This window comes from Shewanella carassii, assembly GCF_019670705.1.
GTDB classification, from domain to species: Bacteria; Pseudomonadota; Gammaproteobacteria; order Enterobacterales; family Shewanellaceae; genus Shewanella; species Shewanella carassii.
In genome coordinates this window covers 622,867-641,489 of sequence record NZ_AP024618.1, presented here as the reverse complement: position 1 = coordinate 641,489, position 18,623 = coordinate 622,867, and the positions used below count along the sequence as shown (strand labels likewise).

Sequence of the window (18,623 nt, the reverse complement as noted above, 5' to 3'; positions counted from 1 at the left end):
GCTTATGGATTAGCCTTACGCTATCTGCAATTCCCTAGGCAGCAAGAGGAACAAATCCGGCATGAATGTCACTTTTATCAATCCCTTTCTTCAGTCACTTCTCAATGTGGTTTCCACCATGGCCAACATGCAGTTGACCCCGGGTAAGCCCAGACTCAAGACAGACAACCTGGCCAAGGGTGATGTCTCCGGACTTATCGGTATGGTGGGGCCACAGACTAAAGGATCGCTGTCGATCACCTTTGAGCAAGGGCTGATCCTGGAGATAATGCAAAATATGCTGGGAGAAAATCCCGGCAATATCAATGAAGAAGTGACAGATCTGGTAGGGGAGATCACCAACATGGTGACCGGCGGCGCCAAGAACCTGCTGTCGGACAAAGGCTATGAGTTTGAAATGGCCACCCCTGTGGTGGTTTCCGGCATAGGCCACAAGATTTCCCATCAGGCCCAGGGCAAGAAGATCATCATGCCTTTTGTCGCTCCCAAGGGCTCGGCCTACATAGAGATCTGTTTCGAGAATCAATAATGACAAAGGGCGCCGAGGCGCCCTTTAGTGTTTGCCAACTCAATGGCATGACTCATTCAATCGAGGCAGACGGCCACTCTGGGAGTCAACTTGGTCACCAGTTCATAGGCCACGGTTTCGATATGAGCCGCTACCTCTTCCACCGGTAACGCCGGCCCCCACAAGAGGGCATCATCACCGACCGCATCCCGGGCATCCGGCCCCAGATCCACAGTCAGCATATCCATGGACACCCTGCCAACCACAGGCACCCGGCGACCATTGATCAGCACAGGCGTGCCCTCGGGGGCATTGCGAGGATAACCATCACCATAACCTATGGCCACCACGCCGAGGCGGGTATCCCTTGATGAGCGCCAAAAACTCCCGTAGCCCACGCTCTCCCCGGCCTTGTGCTCGCGCACGGCTATCAGTTGTGACACCAGACTCATGGCCGGTTGCAGGTCGTGGTTGGCGCCTCGGTCACCGACAACAGGCGACACCCCATAGAGAGCGATACCCGGGCGAATCCAGTTTTGCTGGCTGCTGGGCCAATAGAGGGCACCGGCCGAGTTGGCCAGACTGCGGTCGCCATCCAACCCGGCGGTGAGCTGGTTGAAATGCTCCAACTGCTTGCGGGTATAGTCATTGTCCGGCTCATCGGCGCAGGCGAAATGGGTCATCAGATTGATGGGCTTGGCCACTTGCGGGCAATCCAGCAGCCGCTGATACACTTCGCTAAACTCGTCGCTGCGAAAACCCAATCTGTGCATGCCGCTGTCGACCTTGAGCCACACAGTTACCGGCTTATCCAGCTTGGCTTGCTCCAGCATCTGCAACTGCGACTCATGATGCACCACAGTGTCTATGTCATGCTTAACCAGTAGAGGCAACTCAGTACTGCGAAAAAAACCTTCGAGCAACAACAGCTTGGCCGTTACACCACCGGCCCTGAGCTCCAACGCTTCTTCGAGCCGCGCCAGACCGAAGCCGTCGGCACTACTCAGGCTCTTGGCCACGTTCAATGAGCCGTGGCCATAGCCGTTGGCCTTGACGACAGCAATAACTTTGCTGGCGGGCGCGATCTCACGCAGCCTGGCCAGATTATGTTGCAGCGCCCGGCTGCTAATCTCTGCTCTGGGAAAGGGTTTCAAAGCTTACCTTCAATCTTGGATTGGATGGCGCGCTCTCTGGCCGCGCCGGGAAAACCGTCCGCAGAGGTTTAGTCCTCTTCAAATTGCGGACCGGCGTAATTGTCAAAACGGGAGAACATCCCCTGGAAAGTCAGCCTGACCCGGCCGATGGGGCCGTTACGTTGCTTACCTATGATGATCTCTGCCGTGCCTTTATCGGGCGAATCGTCGTTATACACCTCGTCACGATAAATAAACATGATAAGGTCCGCATCCTGCTCGATAGAGCCGGATTCACGCAAGTCAGAGTTTACCGGGCGTTTATCGGCCCTTTGCTCCAATGAGCGGTTCAGCTGTGACAGGGCGATCACCGGGATCTCCAGCTCCTTGGCCAGGGCCTTGAGCGAGCGGGAGATTTCAGCAATTTCCAGGGTCCGGTTATCGGCCAGCGCCGGCACCTGCATCAACTGCAGGTAGTCGACCATGATCATAGACAGACCGCCGTATTCCCGGGCGATACGCCTGGCCCTGCTGCGCACTTCGGTCGGCGTCAGGCCCGAGCTGTCATCGATATACATCTTGCCCTGCTCGAGCATGATCCCCATGGTAGAGGACACCCGCGCCCAATCATCATCATCCAACTGGCCGGTACGTATCTTGGTCTGATCTACCCGGCCAAGCGACGCCAGCATACGCATCATGATCTGTTCCGAGGGCATCTCGAGACTGAAAATAAGCACTGGCTTGTTTTCATTGAGCGCCGCGTATTCACACAGGTTCATCGCAAAGGTGGTCTTACCCATGGAAGGACGGGCCGCGACAATGATCAGGTCACCGGACTGGAAACCTGCGGTCATCTTATCCAGATCGGAGAAGCCGCTGGATACCCCGGTCACACCGTTGTGCGGGTTGTTGTACAGCTGCTCAATCTTGTCGACGGTTTTTTCGAGGATGGTCTTGATCCCCTCCGGGCCCTCGTTGGCGTTGGCGCGCTGCTCGGCTATCTTGAACACCTTGGTTTCGGCCAAGTCCAGCAAGGCGCCTGAGTCCCGCCCCTCTGGGTTGTAACCTGCGTCGGCAATCTCATGTGCTACCCGGATCATCTCCCGCACCACGGCACGCTCGCGCACGATTTCGGCGTAGGAAAGAATATTACCGGCGCTGGGGGTATTCTTGGCGATCTCACCCAGATAGGTAAAACCACCGGCATCTTCCAGCTCGTCAGTCAGTTCCAGTTGTTCTGAAACCGTAATCAAATCTATGGGTTGGCCGTTTTCTACCAGCTTTTGCATGGCACCAAAAATCAGCCTGTGGGAACGGGAGTAAAAGTCTTCTCTGACCACGGCCTCGGACACCTTGTCCCAGGCCTCTGCATCCAGCATCAGTCCCCCGAGCACGGATTGCTCCGCCTCAATGGAATGGGGAGGCAGCTTGAGCGCGTCAACCTGGACGTCTCTTCGCTTGTCTTTGGCCTTAAAGGCACCTTGCTGTTGCATAAATCTCCAACTCTCCAACAATCAGGCAAAATGTGATATAAAACCCGGTTCAATCAGAACAGGAATTTTACACCTACAATCACCTGTTTTTCATATCCAAACGGACACTAACTATAAATAAGGAATGAACATGCGCAATGCATTGGCTGCAGCCTTGGCGCTGACCTCTGGCCTCGCCATAGCCGATGAAGGGCAGTGGCAACCTTACCAAATGCCCTCTATTGCCGACAAGCTCAGTGAGCGCGGCATCGCCATCCCGGCAGAGCAACTGGCCGATCTCGGAAAGTATCCCATGAACGCCGTGGTGGGCCTCGGCTATTGTACCGCCAGTTTCGTCTCACCCCAAGGATTGGTTGTCACCAACCATCACTGTGCCTATCGGGGTATCCAATTCAACAGCACCAAAGAACACAACTATCTGGCCGATGGCTTTTTGGCCAAAGAGCAACGCCTGGAGCCTTCGGCCGGTCCCAACGAGCGCCTCTATGTCACCGAGGCGGTCACAGATGTCACAGATAAGATAACGGCCAACCTGCCGACCGAGCCACTGGCGCGTTATGAAGCCATCCAGGCCAACAGCAAGGCGCTGGTCAAAGAGTGTGAAGCCGACGACAACTACCGCTGCTCAGTACGTAGTTTCCACAATGGACTTGAATACTACCTGATCAAACAGCTGATTATTCGCGATGTGCGCCTGGTTTATGCGCCACCCGAGAGTGTTGGCGGTTTCGGTGGCGACATAGATAACTATGAATACCCTCGTCACAGCGGCGACTTTACCTTCCTTAGGGCTTATGTCGGCAAGGATGGCAAACCGGCAGCCTATGCCGAGGATAACGTGCCTTATCAGCCCAAGAGCTTCCTCAAGGTCAATGCCGATGGCGTTAAGGCCGGTGATGGCGTGTTTGTGGCCGGTTACCCGGGTTCAACCAGTCGCTACCGCCTGACCTCAGAGCTGAGATTCGCCAGCGACTGGCTCTACCCGACTCAAGCCGCCCGCTATCAGGCCAGAATCGACACCATTGAGGGCATAGGCGCTTCCGACAAGGATATCGCCATCAAGTATGCCGGTACTCTGGCCGGCATGGCCAACCGGATGAAAAAACTCAACGGCTTGTTGGATGGCTTCCACGCCACAGACATCGCCGCCATCAAGCAGGTCGAGGAAAATGCCTTCCGCGACTGGTTGGCCAAAGATAAAGACGCACAGCCGTTGATGGCGCAACTGAGCGAGCTCGAACAACTGCTGGCCGAGCAACAACACAAGTATCAGCAGAGCTACTATTTTGACAACGCTCAATCCAGTGCCCTGCTCGGCACCGCCAAGCAGCTTTATCGCCTGGCCAAAGAAAACCAAAAGCCGGATGCCGAGCGCGAAGCGGGTTATCAAGAGCGTGACATGAAGATGTTCGCCGCCCGTCTCAAGCGACTTGACTCCAGCTTCGATATCAGCGTCGACAAGACCCTATGGCAGATGGATATCGACGCCTACCTGGCGCAGGATAACCGGGTCGCCGTGATGGATCAGTTGTTGACACCCGAGCAAGGCATCAGCCTGGGCGACAAGCTCGAAGGCATGTATGCCCTGACCGAGCTGACCGCCCCAGAAAAACGCCTCGACTGGATGCAGGCCAAGCCGGAAGCCTTCGAGAGCAGCAGCGATCCCTTCATTCGTATGGCAGTAGCCCTGTACGACACCAATATGGCACAGGAAAAAGCCGACAAGGAACTGGCCGGTAAGCTGTCCATCGCCCGCCCCGCCTACATGAAGGCGATCATCGCCTATAACAAGGCCATGGGTAAGCCTGTCTATCCGGATGCCAACGGCACCTTAAGGATCAGCTATGGTATGGTCGATGGCTATCAGTCCCGTGATGCGCTCTACAAGCAACCCTTTACCAAGCTGGAAGGAATAGTCGCCAAGCACACAGGTGTCGAGCCCTACAATGCACCGCAGAAGCTGCTGGATGCCATCAAGCAGGGACGACTGGGCGAGCATAAGGTGCAGCACTTGTATCAGGATCCCCGCAGCTGGTTATGCCGCCTGTTCTCCTGCCTGGATAACCCGGCCGAGTTCAACTCTGTACCGGTTAACTTCCTCTCCAGCGTAGATACCACAGGAGGCAATTCAGGCTCCCCCGTGTTTAACGGCAAGGGCGAGCTGGTTGGTCTCAACTTTGACTCCACCTATGAAGCCATCACCAAAGATTGGTATTTCAACCCCACCATCACCCGCGCCGTACACGTGGATATCCGCTACATTCTGTGGATGATGGATGAAGTGGATCATGCCGACAACCTGCTCAAAGAGCTGGAACTGGTGCGCAACTGATAGCCACTAGTCTGCAATACCCTTGAAAACACCCGCCCCGGCGGGTGTTTTCGTCTCTGTAGTCATCGCCAATCAAGTCAGCAGCGGTTCTACCAGAGATTACAAATCTTCAATCAATGCCGCTGTAATAGCGACGTGAACAAGTGACTATATAGTAGTGAAGGTGTGCTGGTAATAGGTGCTTGATTTGGGCATTCGCAGGCAAAGAAAAAAGGGGTGAACCCCCGAGGCACTCAGCGACCAAACAGGCATAAAAAAACACCGCCCGAAGGCGGTGTTTTTCTAGTAAAAGCCGGGATTAAGCTTCAGCAACAACAGTTACTTTAACTACCGCTTTTACTTCAGTGTGCAGCTGAACTTCAACTTCGAAGTCGCCAGTAGTGCGCAGAGCACCCAGTGGCAGACGTACTTCGGCTTTGGCCAGTTCAACGCCAGCAGCAGTTACTGCATCAGCGATGTCACGGGTACCGATAGAACCGAACAGCTTGCCTTCGTCACCGGCTTTAGAAGCGATAACAACCGCTTCCAGAGCAGAGATCTGCTCTGCACGAGCAGTGGCAGCGGCCAGGTCGGCAGCCAGCTTGGCTTCCAGCTCAGCACGACGAGCTTCGAAAACTTTTACGTTCTCAGCGTTGGCAACAACAGCTTTGCCTTTTGGCAGCAGGTAGTTACGAGCATAACCGGCCTTAACTGATACCTGGTCACCCAGGTTGCCCAGGTTTGCGATTTTATCAAGCAGAATAACGTTCATTATCAATTCCTCTAGCTAGAACAGTGCCGATTACTGATGCAGATCAGTGTATGGCAGCAGTGACAGATAACGAGCACGCTTGATAGCGCGAGCCAGTTGACGCTGATACTTGGCAGAAGTACCAGTGATACGGCTTGGAACAATCTTACCGCTTTCTGTGATGTAGTTTTTCAGAGTAGCGATATCTTTGTAATCGATCTCCGTAACACCTTCAGCAGTGAAACGGCAGAACTTACGACGACGGAAATAACGTGCCATTTGACAGTCTCCTAATTTTTCAATTCGACATTTTCGGCGTGTAACACCAGTCGGCTTTGGCCATTGCGACTCTGTTGTAGAGCCAGAAAACCACTGACTTGGATATCCACACCCGCTTTCAGCTTGTCTGCTACGCTCTTGAAGCGTTCACCACTCAATATCACTTGAAGTTGGCAGTAGACGTTTCTGGGCAAATCGGCCTCGAAACGCTGCGACCTGTGTTCCAATTGAAGTACCGTGTGAGGTATTCCAGCCGGGCTATCAAAGTGTCTGGACCGAATGACGGTACCGGACAACACCAAGTGATTGGTGGTCACAGAAAAACTTACTCAGCGCTTGCTTCAGCGTTTTCTTGGGTTTCTTCAGCAGCTTTTTCGCTAACGGCGCTGCGACGTGAATCGCGCTCGTCTTTAGCTTTGGCCATTGGAGATGCTTCAGTGATGGCAGCTTTAGTGCGCATCACCAGGCTACGCAGAACGGCGTCGTTGAAACGGAAAGCAGTTTCCAGCTCTTCAACAGATTCTGCAGTGGTCTCAACGTTCATCAGAACATAGTGAGCCTTGTGCAGATCCTGGATTGGGTAAGCCAGTTGGCGACGACCCCAGTCTTCCAAACGATGGATTTGACCGCCAGCTTCGGTGATAACACCTGTGTAGCGCTCAATCATACCTGGTACTTGTTCACTCTGATCAGGGTGAACCATAAATACGATTTCGTAATGACGCATTTAGTGCTCCTTACGGTTATCTAGCCTCGTGGTTGGCTCAGTCAGACCAAATGGAGGCAAGGAACGAAAATTAATGTGACTGAATTAGGCGCGAAATAGTACATAAAGGCCGCGGTAAACTCAAGCAATAACTTTGCCTCGGCCCCATGAGCAGGTATTATGTGGCGCTAAATTTATGGCAGTCACAGCAAAAGACACAAGAATAATGACAAGATCCTCTGTATTGGCGTTATTGTTTGCGCTACCGACTTCGGCCTGGGCCCTGGTGCCGCCGGATTATCGCGAGCCTCCAAGCGACTTCACCGCTGAGATTGAGGCCGGCTTTCAGCTCAACACAGGTAACACAGACTCAAGCAGTTTCAACGGTCGTACCAAGTTGGTTTACGACACGGAAAACGCCAAACAGGAAGGAACCCTCAAGGCTTATTTCGCCTCTGACTCTGAAAAAACCACCGCCGAGAAGTACAATCTGCAACTGCAGTCCAACTACAAACTCAACGGTGGCTATATCTTTGGCCGCGGTGAATTCATCTGGGACAAGTTCGGTTCTTACACAGAGATCTACACGGTTTCCAGTGGTTATGGTTTCGATGCCATCAGCACCCGCCGAACCAAGTTGAGTCTCGAAGTCGGCCCAGGTTATCGATACAACATGCCAATAGAAACTGACGCGGCGCCGGATCCTGTAGCCGAGAAAGATGTGATCCTACGAACCGCGGCCAAGTTTGAGCAGAAGATCCACGAGTACACCAGTTTCACTGCCGACCTGACCGCCGAGGTAGGCGAAAATAACAATACTCTGGCTCTGGACATGGGTTATAAAAACACCCTGTTTCAGGACTGGGCCTTCAAGATAGGCTTCAACGTTAAATACACAGAAGTGGTGCCGGAAGGCAGTAAGCAGACAGATACCATCACCACCTTCAACTTGCTCTATACCTTCCAGTAATTTCCGCACTTGAAGAGCTCTTTCAACTAAAGAGCTCCAAGAAAACGCTCCAGGATTAACGCGGCGTGCTTGTCACCGCGCTCAAGCGCCTGCAGATAGAGATAGATGGCGGTTTCATGCCGCTCCAACAGACGAAAGGCTACGCCGTACTCAGAGTTACTCTCGGCATCATCCGCCCACTTGGCATATTTTTGCTGGTAAGGTTCGACCCAGAGGCGCAGCGCCGCAAGCAGTTCATGCCAGGAAAGCTTAAGCCAACTGTCCACCTCTTTTTGCGCTTGCATGCGCACCTGCTCCAACAACGCCTCGTCCAGAGTTGCCAGCTCAGGCAGCAGTTTCAACAAAGCCTCGGCAGTATATTGCTCCACCTTGAACAATAGAGAAAACACGGCTTGGCTTTCTGTTAAGAGGCTTTCAGTTAAGTGGATTTCTGTTAACTGGCTCTCGGTTACCTGAGAATGATAATCCTGGCCGAGGCGCTCGAAGAACGCCATGCCATAGATTTCACCCAGATAGCCTTGTTGCAGTTGCATGAGATTCGGGCTGGCGCGGCCGTGAAGCTCGCCGCCCGTATTCCAAAGAGGGCTAGTCATACTCGGCAATTAGAGGCGCTGACGCACGGCTTCAAACAGACAGATACCGGTCGCCACCGACACGTTCAGACTGGAAACACTGCCCGCCATAGGAATAGAGATCAGGGTGTCGCAGCTTTCGCGGCTCAAGCGTCTCAGCCCCTTGCCTTCGGCGCCCATGGCAATAGCCAGAGCCCCCTTGAGGTCAGCCTGATACAGAGTGCTGTCGGCCTCGCCTGCAGTGCCGGCAATCCACACACCCCGTTCCTGCAAACGCTTCATGGTACGCGCCAGGTTGGTCACCTGAAACAGCGGCACTGTCTCGGCCGCGCCGCAAGCCACCTTGCTGACGGTCGGCGTCAGTCCCACGGAGTTGTCTTTAGGCACTATGACGCCGTGAACTCCGGCCGCATCGGCATTTCGCAGACAGGCCCCCAGATTGTGGGGATCTGTGACACCATCCAGGATCAGCAAAAATGGCGATTCCGTCTTGTCTAATAAAGCTTCCAGATCATTTTCGGTCAATACTTTGGCCGGACGCACCCGGATGATGATCCCCTGGTGCTGAGTGCTTTCGGCCTTGTCATCCAGTGTCTTGCGAGATGCCTGCTGGGCGCGAATGCCCCACTGAGCCGCCATCTCCAACAAGGGCTTGACCCTGTCATCCTGACGACCGCTGAGTAGCCACATTTCCAGCACCCGCTCCGGAGCGTGTTTCAGCAAAGACTCGACCGCGTGAATGCCAAACACCAGTTCCTGTTTTTTCATTTACTTCTTTCTCTTGACTCGTTTGGCTGCCTTGGGCTTTTTCGCCCCGGCGTTGCCGGCAGCCTTGGTTAATTTGCTCTTGGCGGATGCGCCTGTGGACTTAGACTTGGCGCTCCCTTTACCTGCCGGTTTCTGTGCCTTGGCCGAGCGGCGGGCTCCTTCAATATTGACCCTTTCCCGAGCGGTCAGCGGCTTACTCTTGCTGCGGCCTTTGCGGCGCTGGCTGCGGCCCTCTTCGTCCACCATCAGCAAGTCTATCTGTCTGTCGTCCAGATTGACCGAGGCGACTTTAACTGTCACAGGATCGCCAATCTGGTAGATCTGCCCTGAGTGCTCACCTATCAGGCGCTGGCGCATGGGATCATACTGGAAGTAGTCGCTGCCCAGGGTAGAGATATGCACCAAGCCGTCGATAAACAGCGCATTGAGGCGCACAAACAGCCCGAAGCTGGTGACGGAAGCCACCACCGCATCGAAGGTGTCACCCACATGGTCCTGCATAAACTCACACTTGAGCCAGTCGGAGACGTCACGGGTGGCTTCATCGGCGCGGCGCTCAGTGTTGGAACACTCTTCGCCAAGCTGATCCAGCTCATCGAGCTGATAGTGATAGCCACCGTCCGGGGTCCACTTGTCGCTCGCTTCGCCACGCTCTTTGGCGAGCAGGTAACGGATCACCCTGTGCAACACCAAGTCAGGATAACGGCGAATCGGCGAAGTAAAGTGAGCATACTCCTCCAGCGCCAGACCAAAGTGGCCTTCATTGTCCGGTGTGTAAGTCGCCTGCCGCATGGAGCGCAGCAACATCACCTGAATAAGTTCGGCATCGGCGCGACCCTGTACTTTTTCCATCAGCGCCTGGTAGTCACTGGGTTCGGGTTCGAGACCGCCGCCCATGGAGAGCCCCCGCTCAGCCAGAAACTCCTTGAACTGAGTCAGCTTCTGCTCGGATGGCGCTTCATGCACCCGATAGAGGACTTCACCCTTGTGCTTTTTAACAAACTTGGCCGCCGCCACGTTGGCGAGGATCATAAACTCTTCAATGATCTTGTGCGCCTGGTTACGGGCTCTGGGCACTATCTTGTCTATCTTGCGCTGCTCATTGAAGATGAACTGGGTTTCCAGCGTCTCAAAGGCGATGGCGCCACGGTTGGCCCGCTGGCTATCGAGCGCCAGATACAATTCCTGCAACACCTTGAGATGCGGCAGTAAAGGCTTATGCTCTTCCAGGCCTTCTTCGCCTTCCAGCATGGCCGCCACCTGGGTATAGGTGAAGCGGGCGTGGGAATGCATCACCGCCGGATAGAACTTGTAGCCGGATAACTTACCCGCCGCCGATACTGTCATCTCGGCCACCATACAGAGGCGGTCGACTCCCGGATTCAGGGAGCACAGGCCGTTGGAGAGCTTTTCCGGCAACATGGGGATCACCTGTGACGGGAAGTACACAGAGTTGCCTCGGGCACGGGCTTCTTGATCCAGTGCCGATTGAGTACGTACATAATAGCTGACATCGGCAATGGCCACCCACAGGCGCCAACCGCCGCCGCGCTTGCACTCGGCATAGACGGCATCGTCAAAGTCGCGGGCATCTTCACCGTCTATGGTGACCAAGGGCAGTTGTCGCAGGTCAACCCGACCTAACTTATCTTGTTCCTGCACTTCATCGGGGATCTTGTTCAGTTTCTTCTCGATGGCGGCAGACCAGGTATGGGGCAGATCATAGTTGCGCAGGGCAATCTCTATCTCCATGCCCGGTGCCATCTCTTTGCCCAGCACCTCAACCACCTTACCGGCGGCTTTGACATAGCGCCCCGGCCTGCGAGTAAGCTCTACCACCACCACATCACCCTGACGGGCACCGTTGCGATCGGCGTTGTCTATCAATATTTCCTGGGTAATACGCTTATCATTGGCGATAACAAAGGCCATGCCGCAATCGACATGGAAACGCCCCACCAAGGCGGCGGTTCGCTCGGCGACCAGGCGCACTATGCGGGCTTCGCGGCGTCCCTTGCGATCAACCCCGGCCTTCTGCGCCAACACCTTGTCGCCATGGAAGTACCTGAGCATATCGCCATGGTTGATAAACAGGTCATCGCCGCCTTCGTCGGGACGGAAGAAGCCATAGCCATCTCTGTGGCCCAGCACAGTGCCCTGGATCAAGTCCATCCGCTCCGGCAGGCCGTAACACTGACCGCGGGTAAATACCAGCTGACCATCGCGCTCCATGGCACGCAACCGACGCCGCAGCGCCTCGAGTTGTTCTTCGTCGGAGATGTTGAGGGCCGTGGCGATCCGCTCACGATTCAGGGGAGAGGTCTGCGAGCGCAGATATTCCAATATAAATTCCCGGCTGGGGATGGGGTTGTCGTACTTATCTTGTTCTCGCTCAAAATGAGGATCTTTTATCATTCAATTTCCAATTTTTTTCGTTGTCGCATCCAGTGCGACAAGCTAATTAACGGCTTTGCAGATGTTCCTTTTTGGCCTTCTCCACCTGACTGGCGGGCATTTTAGCCGCTAACAGCTGCAATAATCTTTTGGCGTCTTGCTGGGTCTGTTCATCGCTGAACACCTGGTTGTAGAGCCAGTGATACCCCAAGACATAATCCCTTGGGCTGCCATAACCCTTGGCAAACAGCTCGACCAGCATCATTCTGGCCGGTAGGTCACCGTTGGCGGCAGCGGGTAACAGGTACTGCACCGAACGTTCTTTGTCCTGCAGTACAAACTTGCCATCTTTATAATACTCGGCAATGCGCACCATGGCTTCGGCACTGCCCTGCTCGGCGGCATCCCTGAGCAGCGATATTCCTCTGGGCGGATTGGCCTTGACGCAGATGCCAAAATTAAGCATCTCCCCCCAGAGGTACTGGTACAACGGCTGCTTGAGCACTTCGGCGCGCGCCTCAATATCCTGTACCAGCTGACAGTCATCGGCTTTGACCCGGGTCAGGTATTGCTTGCTGCGAATAAGCTCCAGCAGTTCTTCCTGGCTGTAGATATCCACGGCCTTGGTTTCTTCGGCCAACACATTGGCACTGGTTACTAACAAGAGTAATAGGGCTATACGCAACATAAGCTGTCCTGATGACAAATAGACTGTCTTTTCATCGGCAGTATAACCCAATTCTTAAGGGCAAACAGTGTAAGCCCCATAAACGAAAAAGGCCGCTTAGGCGGCCTTTTTACTTAACTGAATGGATTCACCAGAATCATGGTCTCATTCCGGTCTGGCCCGGTTGAGATGATATCGACAGGTGTTTCCAGCAGTTCTTCAATCCGCTTGATATAGTTGATTGCTGCCTGTGGCAGTTGCTCCAGTGAAGTGGCACCAAAGGTGTTTTCACTCCAGCCTGGCATGGTTTCATACACAGGAGTAACGTGCTCATAGCCTTCAGCCGCCAGCGGAGTCACATTGGACACAGTACCGTCTGGGTGCTGATAGCCTACGCAGAGCTTCACTTCTTTCAAGCCGTCCAAAACGTCGAGCTTGGTCAGGCAGAAACCACTGATGCTGTTGATCTGAACCGCGCGGCGCATAGCCACTATGTCCAACCAACCCGGACGACGCTTACGACCGGTTGTCGCACCAAATTCCTGGCCCTTGGTTCCCAAGTGATCGCCGATTTCACATTCCAGTTCAGTCGGGAATGGGCCGGCACCCACACGGGTGGTATAAGCCTTGATGATGCCGCAGACATAGTCCAGATGACGTGGGCCAAATCCGGAACCTGTTGCCACACCACCCGCGGTAGTGTTGGAAGAGGTTACAAATGGATAAGTACCGTGGTCGATATCCAGCAATGTGCCCTGAGCGCCTTCAAACAGTATGTTGTCGCCATTCTTGCGGGCTTGATCCAGCAATTCGGTGACATCCACACACAGACCTTTCAGATAGTCTGCCAGTGCCAGTGCTTCATCCAGAGTCTTCTGGTAATCAACAGCTTCACACTTATAGTATTCGGTGAGCATAAAGTTGTGATAGGCCATCACTTCTTTCAGCTTCTCGGCAAACAGCTGTGGATTGAAGAGATCCCCTACGCGCAAACCGCGACGGGAAATTTTATCTTCATAAGCCGGGCCGATGCCGCGTCCTGTAGTGCCGATAGCCTTATTACCACGCGCTTTTTCGCGAGCGATATCCAGCGCACAGTGGAAAGGAAGGATCAGAGGACAAGCTTCAGAGATCAGCAGGCGTTCCTCTACCGGAATACCTTTCTCTTTTAGCATGCCGATCTCTTTCATCAGAGCATCGGGCGCCAAAACCACGCCGTTGCCGATAATGCACTTGACGTTATCGCGCAGAATGCCTGAGGGGATCAGATGAAGAACGGTTTTTTCACCATCGATAACCAGAGTATGACCAGCGTTGTGGCCACCTTGGTAACGGACTACGAATTTTGCCTGTTCGGTCAGAAGGTCGACAATCTTACCTTTTCCCTCGTCACCCCATTGAGTGCCGAGAACAACTACATTTTTGCCCATTGTTTGCTGCAAGGTTGCGGTTAAAGCAGGATTCTAACAGATATTGACATGGAAGGGGCAAGTATTTATGAAAAAATAATCAATATGACGATTCCTGCAACAACCAGAGCGCCACCCAAGCGTTGCATGATGGCTGTCGGTTGAGAAGCCACCTCCAGCAGATAGCGGCGCCAGCGATTAGGGAATAACAAGGGCCCTATCCCCTCAAGGATCAATACCAAACCCAAGGCCATCAACAGTAGTTGCCAACTCATGTTTCACCCCATTTAAACCTGCCACAACAACCCTGAGTATACAGGGCTGCTAGGGATAAATCTCAGCCATAAAAAAACCCAGCATATGCTGGGTTTTTGGTATCTCGAAAGCGATATTAACGCTTGGAGAACTGTGGCTTACGACGTGCTTTACGCAGACCAACTTTCTTACGCTCAACCTTACGAGCATCGCGGGTTACATAACCAGCAGAACGTAAAGTAGGACGCAGAGCTTCGTCCAGCTCCATCAGAGCACGGGTGATACCGTGACGGATAGCGCCAGCTTGGCCAGTGATACCACCGCCCTTAACAGTTACATAGATGTCCAGCTTTTCAGTCATTTCAACCAGCTCAAGCGGTTGACGAACAACCATACGAGCGGTTTCACGACCAAAGTAAACATCCAGAGGACGTTGGTTAACAACGATGTTGCCACTACCTGCTTTAGCGAATACGCGAGCAGTTGAAGTTTTGCGACGGCCAGTGCCGTAGTACTGAGTTGCAGCCATTTGCTTAATCCCGTTTAGATATCAAGAACTTGAGGTTGTTGTGCAGCGTGGTTGTGCTCTGCGCCAGCGTAAACTTTCAGCTTACGGAACATGGCACGACCCAGAGGGCCTTTTGGCAACATACCCTTGACTGCTTTCTCGATGATCATTTCTGGCTTGTGAGCTTGCAGCTTCTCGAAGCTGATTTGCTTGATGCCACCTGGGAAGCCTGAGTGCGAGTAGTACGTCTTGCCTGCAGCCTTGTTACCGGTCACAGTTACTTTCTCGGCGTTGATCACGATGATGTAGTCACCGGTATCTACGTGAGGAGTGTACTCAGCCTTGTGCTTGCCACGCAGACGCAGAGCGATTTCAGTGGCGATACGACCCAGGGTCTTACCTTCGGCATCAACAACGTACCAGTCACGAGCTACAGTTTCTGGCTTAGCAGTAAAAGTCTTCATTATTACAAAAACCCAAAGTTAAATTCTGTCACATGCTACCTGCGGATGCAGATAACACAAAAATGCCTTACTCTGCCCCTTCGAGCAAAGAAACTGGCTTTTAAATCCGCCCAATCGGCGGAGTAACGTGGGCAGGTGGCGGATTATAGTCAAAGCTGAACTAAAAATCACCTGCTTTTTAATATCTCGCCGCAAAAGGTGATCTTTTTCGAGCCGTTATCGCTCTGCCGCTATTCAAGCCTTATTGACCATGCCTATTTAATTGAATTTTCTATGGCAAAACGGATTTTGCTCTTACCTAAGGCAGATGTTCCAACGCCAGGTAATCCCGGGACTGCATCTCAATCAGACGGGAGCGGCAACGGCGGAACTCGAAACTCAGTTGCCCATCTGTATAAATCTGCTCGAGCGGAACCTCGGCCGAAATAATCAGTTTCACATGCCGCTCATAGAACTCATCCACCAGCGCCAGGAACCGGCGGGCGATATCATCCCCTGTCTGCTGGGCGCCCATCTGTTCCAGGCCACTGAGCAACACGGTGTGAAACAGCTGTGCCAGTTCCATATAGTCCCGCTGACTGCGAGGTCCATCACACAGTGCGCGGAAGTCGGCCAGCAAAACACCTTGAGCCTGCTTGCGGATCACTATGCTGCGTCCATCGATTTCTAGCGGTGTTTCAGAGACTTCTGACTCGGGCGCCAGTTGGGTGAAATAACGTTGTAGGTTGGATTCGGCCGTTTCATCGAGAGGATGATGGTAGATCTCAGCCTGCTCCAGGGTCCTCAGTCTGTAGTCGATTCCTGAATCGACATTCAGCACCTGGCAGTTGGCCTTAATCTCGGCGATGGCTGGTAAAAACCTGGCCCGCTGCAAACCATTCTTATAGAGGTCATCCGGCACTATGTTGGAGGTAGCAACCAAGACCACACCCTCCTTGAACAAGGCCTCGAACAGCGTACCCAGTAACATGGCATCTGTGATGTCCGAAACAAAGAACTCATCGAAGCAGATCACCCGATATTGTGCTGCCATCTGTTTGGCTATTACCAACAGCGGGTCCCGGGTTCCCTTGAGTTCGTCCAGTTCCCGATGAATTCTGTGCATAAAGCGATGAAAATGCGCCCTCAGTTTCTGCTCACCCGGCAATGCATCGAAAAAGGTATCCATAAGATAGGTCTTGCCGCGCCCGACACCGCCCCATAGATAAAGCCCTTGAACTTTTGCGTTTTTTTCACGGCTAAACCAAGCACGCCAAGCTGACTTTTGCGGCCGTTGCAGCTCATCATAAACACGCTGCAATGCCCGTACTGCCTGTTCCTGCGCCGGGTCATGGCTGAAATCATCACGGGTGAGATCTTGTTGGTAATGCTGCCAGGGGGTTAACTGCGACACTTGAATTCTTCTCTTTTAACCTTATTTGATGGGTACCTAACCTAACTCACGTAACAGAGTCGGGGCGGCAAATGGTATCATGAGACCTTAGCTCGGGGTATATTTTGCCCATATCCCCACGGGATAGGGCAAGCGCAGCAAGACACAAAGACAAATTTAAGGAGTCGATATGGAATGGCCACTGGTATTTGCGGCTTTTATTCTGGGGTTGATACTGGGTTATATCGGCAAGACCTTGGTCAGCCGCGGGCTCGGCAAGAGCAGTAAAGGGGCAGCCATAGAGCGCAGCAAGATGGAATTGAGCCAACACAAGCAGGAAGTCAGTGATCATCTGGCCGAACAGCGAGCACTATTGGGACAACTGACAGAACAGATCAATCGCCTCAATCAGCATTGGAATCAAGGCAGCCAAAGACTGGCCAAAGAGGAACAACTGCCCCCCTTGCCATTTATGCAAACAAGTACCAATGATGCTGATGACCAGGTTGAAACTACGCCCTCGCTCAGAGCAGAGCAGAATTAATCTTTATTAATGAATGATGAACTTTTTCACCAGGCGTAAAGTCGGATTAGTTAACGGACGCTCATACGAGCCTTTATGATTCAGCCACCTCGGTGGCAAACAATACATGGTTATTTGATCCCGTATTAGGAGCAATGCATAGATGAAAACCAAGTTATCTCTTGTTTCCGCCGCCCTGCTGGGGGCTACTCTGACACTGGCCCCGGTTGTTTCACAGGCCGCTTTGCCACAAGCCGTAGACGGCCAAACCATGCCGAGTCTGGCTCCCATGTTGGAACAGACCACTCCGGCAGTTGTCTCTGTGGCTGTTTCCGGCACTCAAGTTTCTCGTCAACGGGTACCGGATATCTTCCGCTACTTCTTCGGCCCCAACGCCCCACAGGAGCAAGTACAGGAGCGCCCCTTCCGCGGCCTGGGCTCCGGTGTCATCATAGATGCGGATAAGGGCTATATAGTCACCAACAACCATGTGATTGATGGTGCCGATGATATTCAGGTGGGTCTACACGACGGTCGTGAGATCAAGGCCAAATTAATAGGTAAGGATAAAGACGCCGATATCGCTCTGCTGCAGATTGAGGCAGACAACCTCACGGCAGTCAAGTCTGCCGATTCGGATGACTTAAGGGTTGGCGACTTCGCCGTGGCCATAGGTAACCCCTTCGGTCTTGGGCAAACCGTCACCTCGGGTATCGTCAGTGCCCTGGGGCGCACCGGCCTTGGCATAGAGATGCTGGAAAACTTCATTCAAACCGATGCCGCCATCAACAGCGGTAACTCAGGCGGCGCCTTGGTTAACCTGCGCGGCGAGCTTATCGGTATCAATACCGCCATTGTGGCTCCCGGCGGCGGTAACGTAGGTATCGGCTTCGCGATCCCAGCCAACATGGTTCATAGCCTGGTGGATCAGATCATCGAACACGGCGAAGTGCGCCGCGGCGTGCTGGGGGTCATGGGCCGAGATCTAGACAATGAACTGGCTCAAGGCTTCGGTCTCGAGACCCAGCATGGCGGCTTTGTCAGTGAAGTAATGGAAGGCAGCGCCGCCGACAAGGCAGGCATCAAGGCCGGTGATATTATCGTGAGTATCAATGGCCGTAAGATCAAGAGCTTCCAGGAACTGCGAGCCAAGATTGGCACCATGGGCGCCGGTAGCAAGGTAGAGCTTGGCTTAATACGTGATGGTGATGACAAGACGGTCAAAGTCACCCTGGGTGAAGCCAGCCAAGTGAAAGAAACCGCAGCCGGCGCTGTTCATCCGATGTTGGCCGGTGCCACTCTGGAGAACAGCAAGAAAGGTATCGAGATCACCGATATCGCCCAGAATTCTCCAGCGGCTATGAGTGGTTTACAAAAGGGGGACCTGATTATTGGGGTCAACCGCACCAAGACCACCACGCTCAAGGCTCTGAAAGAGGAGCTCAAAGAGCAGCAAGGCGCGGTGGCGCTGAAGATAGTCAGGGGCAACAGCAGCCTGTATCTGATCCTCAGGGGTTAACCATGGCGTAGAAACAGC

20 protein-coding genes are annotated in these 18,623 nt (G+C 53.5%); 5 read left to right on the top strand and 15 right to left on the bottom strand.

What is annotated here, in order from left to right:
- The first annotated feature begins 61 nt into the window (after positions 1–61).
- Complete coding sequence (locus K5621_RS03025; protein ID WP_062793554.1) at positions 62–529, top strand: chemotaxis protein CheX; 468 nt, start codon at positions 62–64, stop codon at positions 527–529.
- Positions 530–585: 56 nt separating this feature from the next.
- Here the strand turns inward: K5621_RS03025 and alr are convergent, their stop codons facing one another.
- Together alr and dnaB are read right to left on the bottom strand one after the other, a co-directional pair.
- Positions 586–1,662 (bottom strand): alanine racemase, encoded by a 1,077-nt coding sequence (alr, locus tag K5621_RS03020; RefSeq protein ID WP_025009347.1) that lies wholly within the window; start codon positions 1,660–1,662, stop codon positions 586–588.
- Between the two features lie 68 nt (positions 1,663–1,730).
- A complete protein-coding gene (gene dnaB, locus K5621_RS03015; protein ID WP_025009346.1) occupies positions 1,731–3,137 on the bottom strand; it encodes a replicative DNA helicase in 1,407 nt (468 codons plus the stop codon).
- A gap of 130 nt (positions 3,138–3,267) precedes the next feature.
- Between dnaB and K5621_RS03010 the strand changes: the two genes are divergently transcribed.
- A complete protein-coding gene (locus K5621_RS03010) occupies positions 3,268–5,469 on the top strand; it encodes a S46 family peptidase (RefSeq protein WP_221050389.1) in 2,202 nt (733 codons plus the stop codon).
- 298 nt (positions 5,470–5,767) lie between these two features.
- On the opposite strand, the gene rplI is transcribed toward K5621_RS03010, so the two are convergent.
- Genes rplI through rpsF form a run of 4 tightly spaced genes read right to left on the bottom strand, consistent with a single transcriptional unit; the run spans position 5,768 to position 7,205 of the window.
- The gene (gene rplI / locus K5621_RS03005; protein ID WP_025009345.1) at positions 5,768–6,220 is read right to left on the bottom strand and encodes a 50S ribosomal protein L9; all 453 of its coding nucleotides are present in this window, start codon (positions 6,218–6,220) and stop codon (positions 5,768–5,770) included.
- Between the two features lie 30 nt (positions 6,221–6,250).
- A complete protein-coding gene (rpsR, locus tag K5621_RS03000) occupies positions 6,251–6,478 on the bottom strand; it encodes a 30S ribosomal protein S18 (RefSeq protein ID WP_025009344.1) in 228 nt (75 codons plus the stop codon).
- 11 nt (positions 6,479–6,489) lie between these two features.
- On the bottom strand, positions 6,490–6,795 hold the full coding sequence (gene priB / locus K5621_RS02995) for a primosomal replication protein N (RefSeq protein WP_028779665.1): 306 nt from the start codon (positions 6,793–6,795) through the stop codon (positions 6,490–6,492).
- An 8-nt stretch (positions 6,796–6,803) separates the two neighbouring features.
- Positions 6,804–7,205, bottom strand: coding sequence for a 30S ribosomal protein S6 (rpsF, locus tag K5621_RS02990; protein ID WP_025009342.1), 402 nt, complete (start codon positions 7,203–7,205; stop codon positions 6,804–6,806).
- Positions 7,206–7,410: 205 nt separating this feature from the next.
- On the opposite strand from rpsF, the gene K5621_RS02985 reads away from it, so the two are divergent.
- Positions 7,411–8,154, top strand: coding sequence for a DUF481 domain-containing protein (locus tag K5621_RS02985; RefSeq protein WP_100143083.1), 744 nt, complete (start codon positions 7,411–7,413; stop codon positions 8,152–8,154).
- A gap of 26 nt (positions 8,155–8,180) precedes the next feature.
- Here the strand turns inward: K5621_RS02985 and K5621_RS02980 are convergent, their stop codons facing one another.
- The 9 genes from K5621_RS02980 to zapE form a co-directional block, all read right to left on the bottom strand.
- On the bottom strand, positions 8,181–8,747 hold the full coding sequence (locus tag K5621_RS02980) for a hypothetical protein (protein WP_221050388.1): 567 nt from the start codon (positions 8,745–8,747) through the stop codon (positions 8,181–8,183).
- A 9-nt stretch (positions 8,748–8,756) separates the two neighbouring features.
- Entirely contained in the window at positions 8,757–9,494 is a 738-nt protein-coding gene (gene rlmB / locus K5621_RS02975; RefSeq protein ID WP_100143081.1) for a 23S rRNA (guanosine(2251)-2'-O)-methyltransferase RlmB, read from the bottom strand.
- Positions 9,495–11,909, bottom strand: coding sequence for a ribonuclease R (rnr, locus tag K5621_RS02970; RefSeq protein ID WP_221050387.1), 2,415 nt, complete (start codon positions 11,907–11,909; stop codon positions 9,495–9,497).
- A 46-nt stretch (positions 11,910–11,955) separates the two neighbouring features.
- Positions 11,956–12,576, bottom strand: a complete 621-nt coding sequence (locus K5621_RS02965) for a tetratricopeptide repeat protein (RefSeq protein ID WP_025009338.1) — start codon at positions 12,574–12,576, stop codon at positions 11,956–11,958.
- A 113-nt stretch (positions 12,577–12,689) separates the two neighbouring features.
- Positions 12,690–13,985, bottom strand: coding sequence for an adenylosuccinate synthase (locus K5621_RS02960; protein WP_100143079.1), 1,296 nt, complete (start codon positions 13,983–13,985; stop codon positions 12,690–12,692).
- A gap of 65 nt (positions 13,986–14,050) precedes the next feature.
- A complete protein-coding gene (locus K5621_RS02955; protein ID WP_100143078.1) occupies positions 14,051–14,239 on the bottom strand; it encodes a DUF2065 domain-containing protein in 189 nt (62 codons plus the stop codon).
- 116 nt (positions 14,240–14,355) lie between these two features.
- A complete protein-coding gene (gene rpsI / locus K5621_RS02950; protein WP_025009335.1) occupies positions 14,356–14,748 on the bottom strand; it encodes a 30S ribosomal protein S9 in 393 nt (130 codons plus the stop codon).
- Between the two features lie 14 nt (positions 14,749–14,762).
- A complete protein-coding gene (gene rplM, locus K5621_RS02945; protein ID WP_025009334.1) occupies positions 14,763–15,191 on the bottom strand; it encodes a 50S ribosomal protein L13 in 429 nt (142 codons plus the stop codon).
- 298 nt (positions 15,192–15,489) lie between these two features.
- Positions 15,490–16,584, bottom strand: coding sequence for a cell division protein ZapE (zapE, locus tag K5621_RS02940; protein ID WP_100143077.1), 1,095 nt, complete (start codon positions 16,582–16,584; stop codon positions 15,490–15,492).
- Positions 16,585–16,753: 169 nt separating this feature from the next.
- Between zapE and K5621_RS02935 the strand changes: the two genes are divergently transcribed.
- Together K5621_RS02935 and degQ are read left to right on the top strand one after the other, a co-directional pair.
- A complete protein-coding gene (locus K5621_RS02935; protein ID WP_100143076.1) occupies positions 16,754–17,107 on the top strand; it encodes a ZapG family protein in 354 nt (117 codons plus the stop codon).
- Between the two features lie 142 nt (positions 17,108–17,249).
- On the top strand, positions 17,250–18,605 hold the full coding sequence (degQ, locus tag K5621_RS02930; RefSeq protein WP_100143075.1) for a Do family serine endopeptidase DegQ: 1,356 nt from the start codon (positions 17,250–17,252) through the stop codon (positions 18,603–18,605).
- The last annotated feature ends 18 nt before the right edge of the window (positions 18,606–18,623 follow it).

Coding starts and splice junctions, on each gene's coding strand:
- rnr (WP_221050387.1), bottom strand. CDS start 11,909: ATGATAAAAGATCCTCATTTTGAGCGAGAACAAGATAAGTACGACAAC.
- K5621_RS02955 (WP_100143078.1), bottom strand. CDS start 14,239: ATGAGTTGGCAACTACTGTTGATGGCCTTGGGTTTGGTATTGATCCTT.
- K5621_RS02960 (WP_100143079.1), bottom strand. CDS start 13,985: ATGGGCAAAAATGTAGTTGTTCTCGGCACTCAATGGGGTGACGAGGGA.
- rpsI (WP_025009335.1), bottom strand. CDS start 14,748: ATGGCTGCAACTCAGTACTACGGCACTGGCCGTCGCAAAACTTCAACT.
- K5621_RS03010 (WP_221050389.1), top strand. CDS start 3,268: ATGCGCAATGCATTGGCTGCAGCCTTGGCGCTGACCTCTGGCCTCGCC.
- K5621_RS02980 (WP_221050388.1), bottom strand. CDS start 8,747: ATGACTAGCCCTCTTTGGAATACGGGCGGCGAGCTTCACGGCCGCGCC.
- rpsR (WP_025009344.1), bottom strand. CDS start 6,478: ATGGCACGTTATTTCCGTCGTCGTAAGTTCTGCCGTTTCACTGCTGAA.
- K5621_RS02985 (WP_100143083.1), top strand. CDS start 7,411: ATGACAAGATCCTCTGTATTGGCGTTATTGTTTGCGCTACCGACTTCG.
- K5621_RS02935 (WP_100143076.1), top strand. CDS start 16,754: ATGGAATGGCCACTGGTATTTGCGGCTTTTATTCTGGGGTTGATACTG.
- K5621_RS02965 (WP_025009338.1), bottom strand. CDS start 12,576: ATGTTGCGTATAGCCCTATTACTCTTGTTAGTAACCAGTGCCAATGTG.
- dnaB (WP_025009346.1), bottom strand. CDS start 3,137: ATGCAACAGCAAGGTGCCTTTAAGGCCAAAGACAAGCGAAGAGACGTC.
- rplM (WP_025009334.1), bottom strand. CDS start 15,191: ATGAAGACTTTTACTGCTAAGCCAGAAACTGTAGCTCGTGACTGGTAC.
- K5621_RS03025 (WP_062793554.1), top strand. CDS start 62: ATGAATGTCACTTTTATCAATCCCTTTCTTCAGTCACTTCTCAATGTG.
- degQ (WP_100143075.1), top strand. CDS start 17,250: ATGAAAACCAAGTTATCTCTTGTTTCCGCCGCCCTGCTGGGGGCTACT.
- rplI (WP_025009345.1), bottom strand. CDS start 6,220: ATGAACGTTATTCTGCTTGATAAAATCGCAAACCTGGGCAACCTGGGT.
- rlmB (WP_100143081.1), bottom strand. CDS start 9,494: ATGAAAAAACAGGAACTGGTGTTTGGCATTCACGCGGTCGAGTCTTTG.
- rpsF (WP_025009342.1), bottom strand. CDS start 7,205: ATGCGTCATTACGAAATCGTATTTATGGTTCACCCTGATCAGAGTGAA.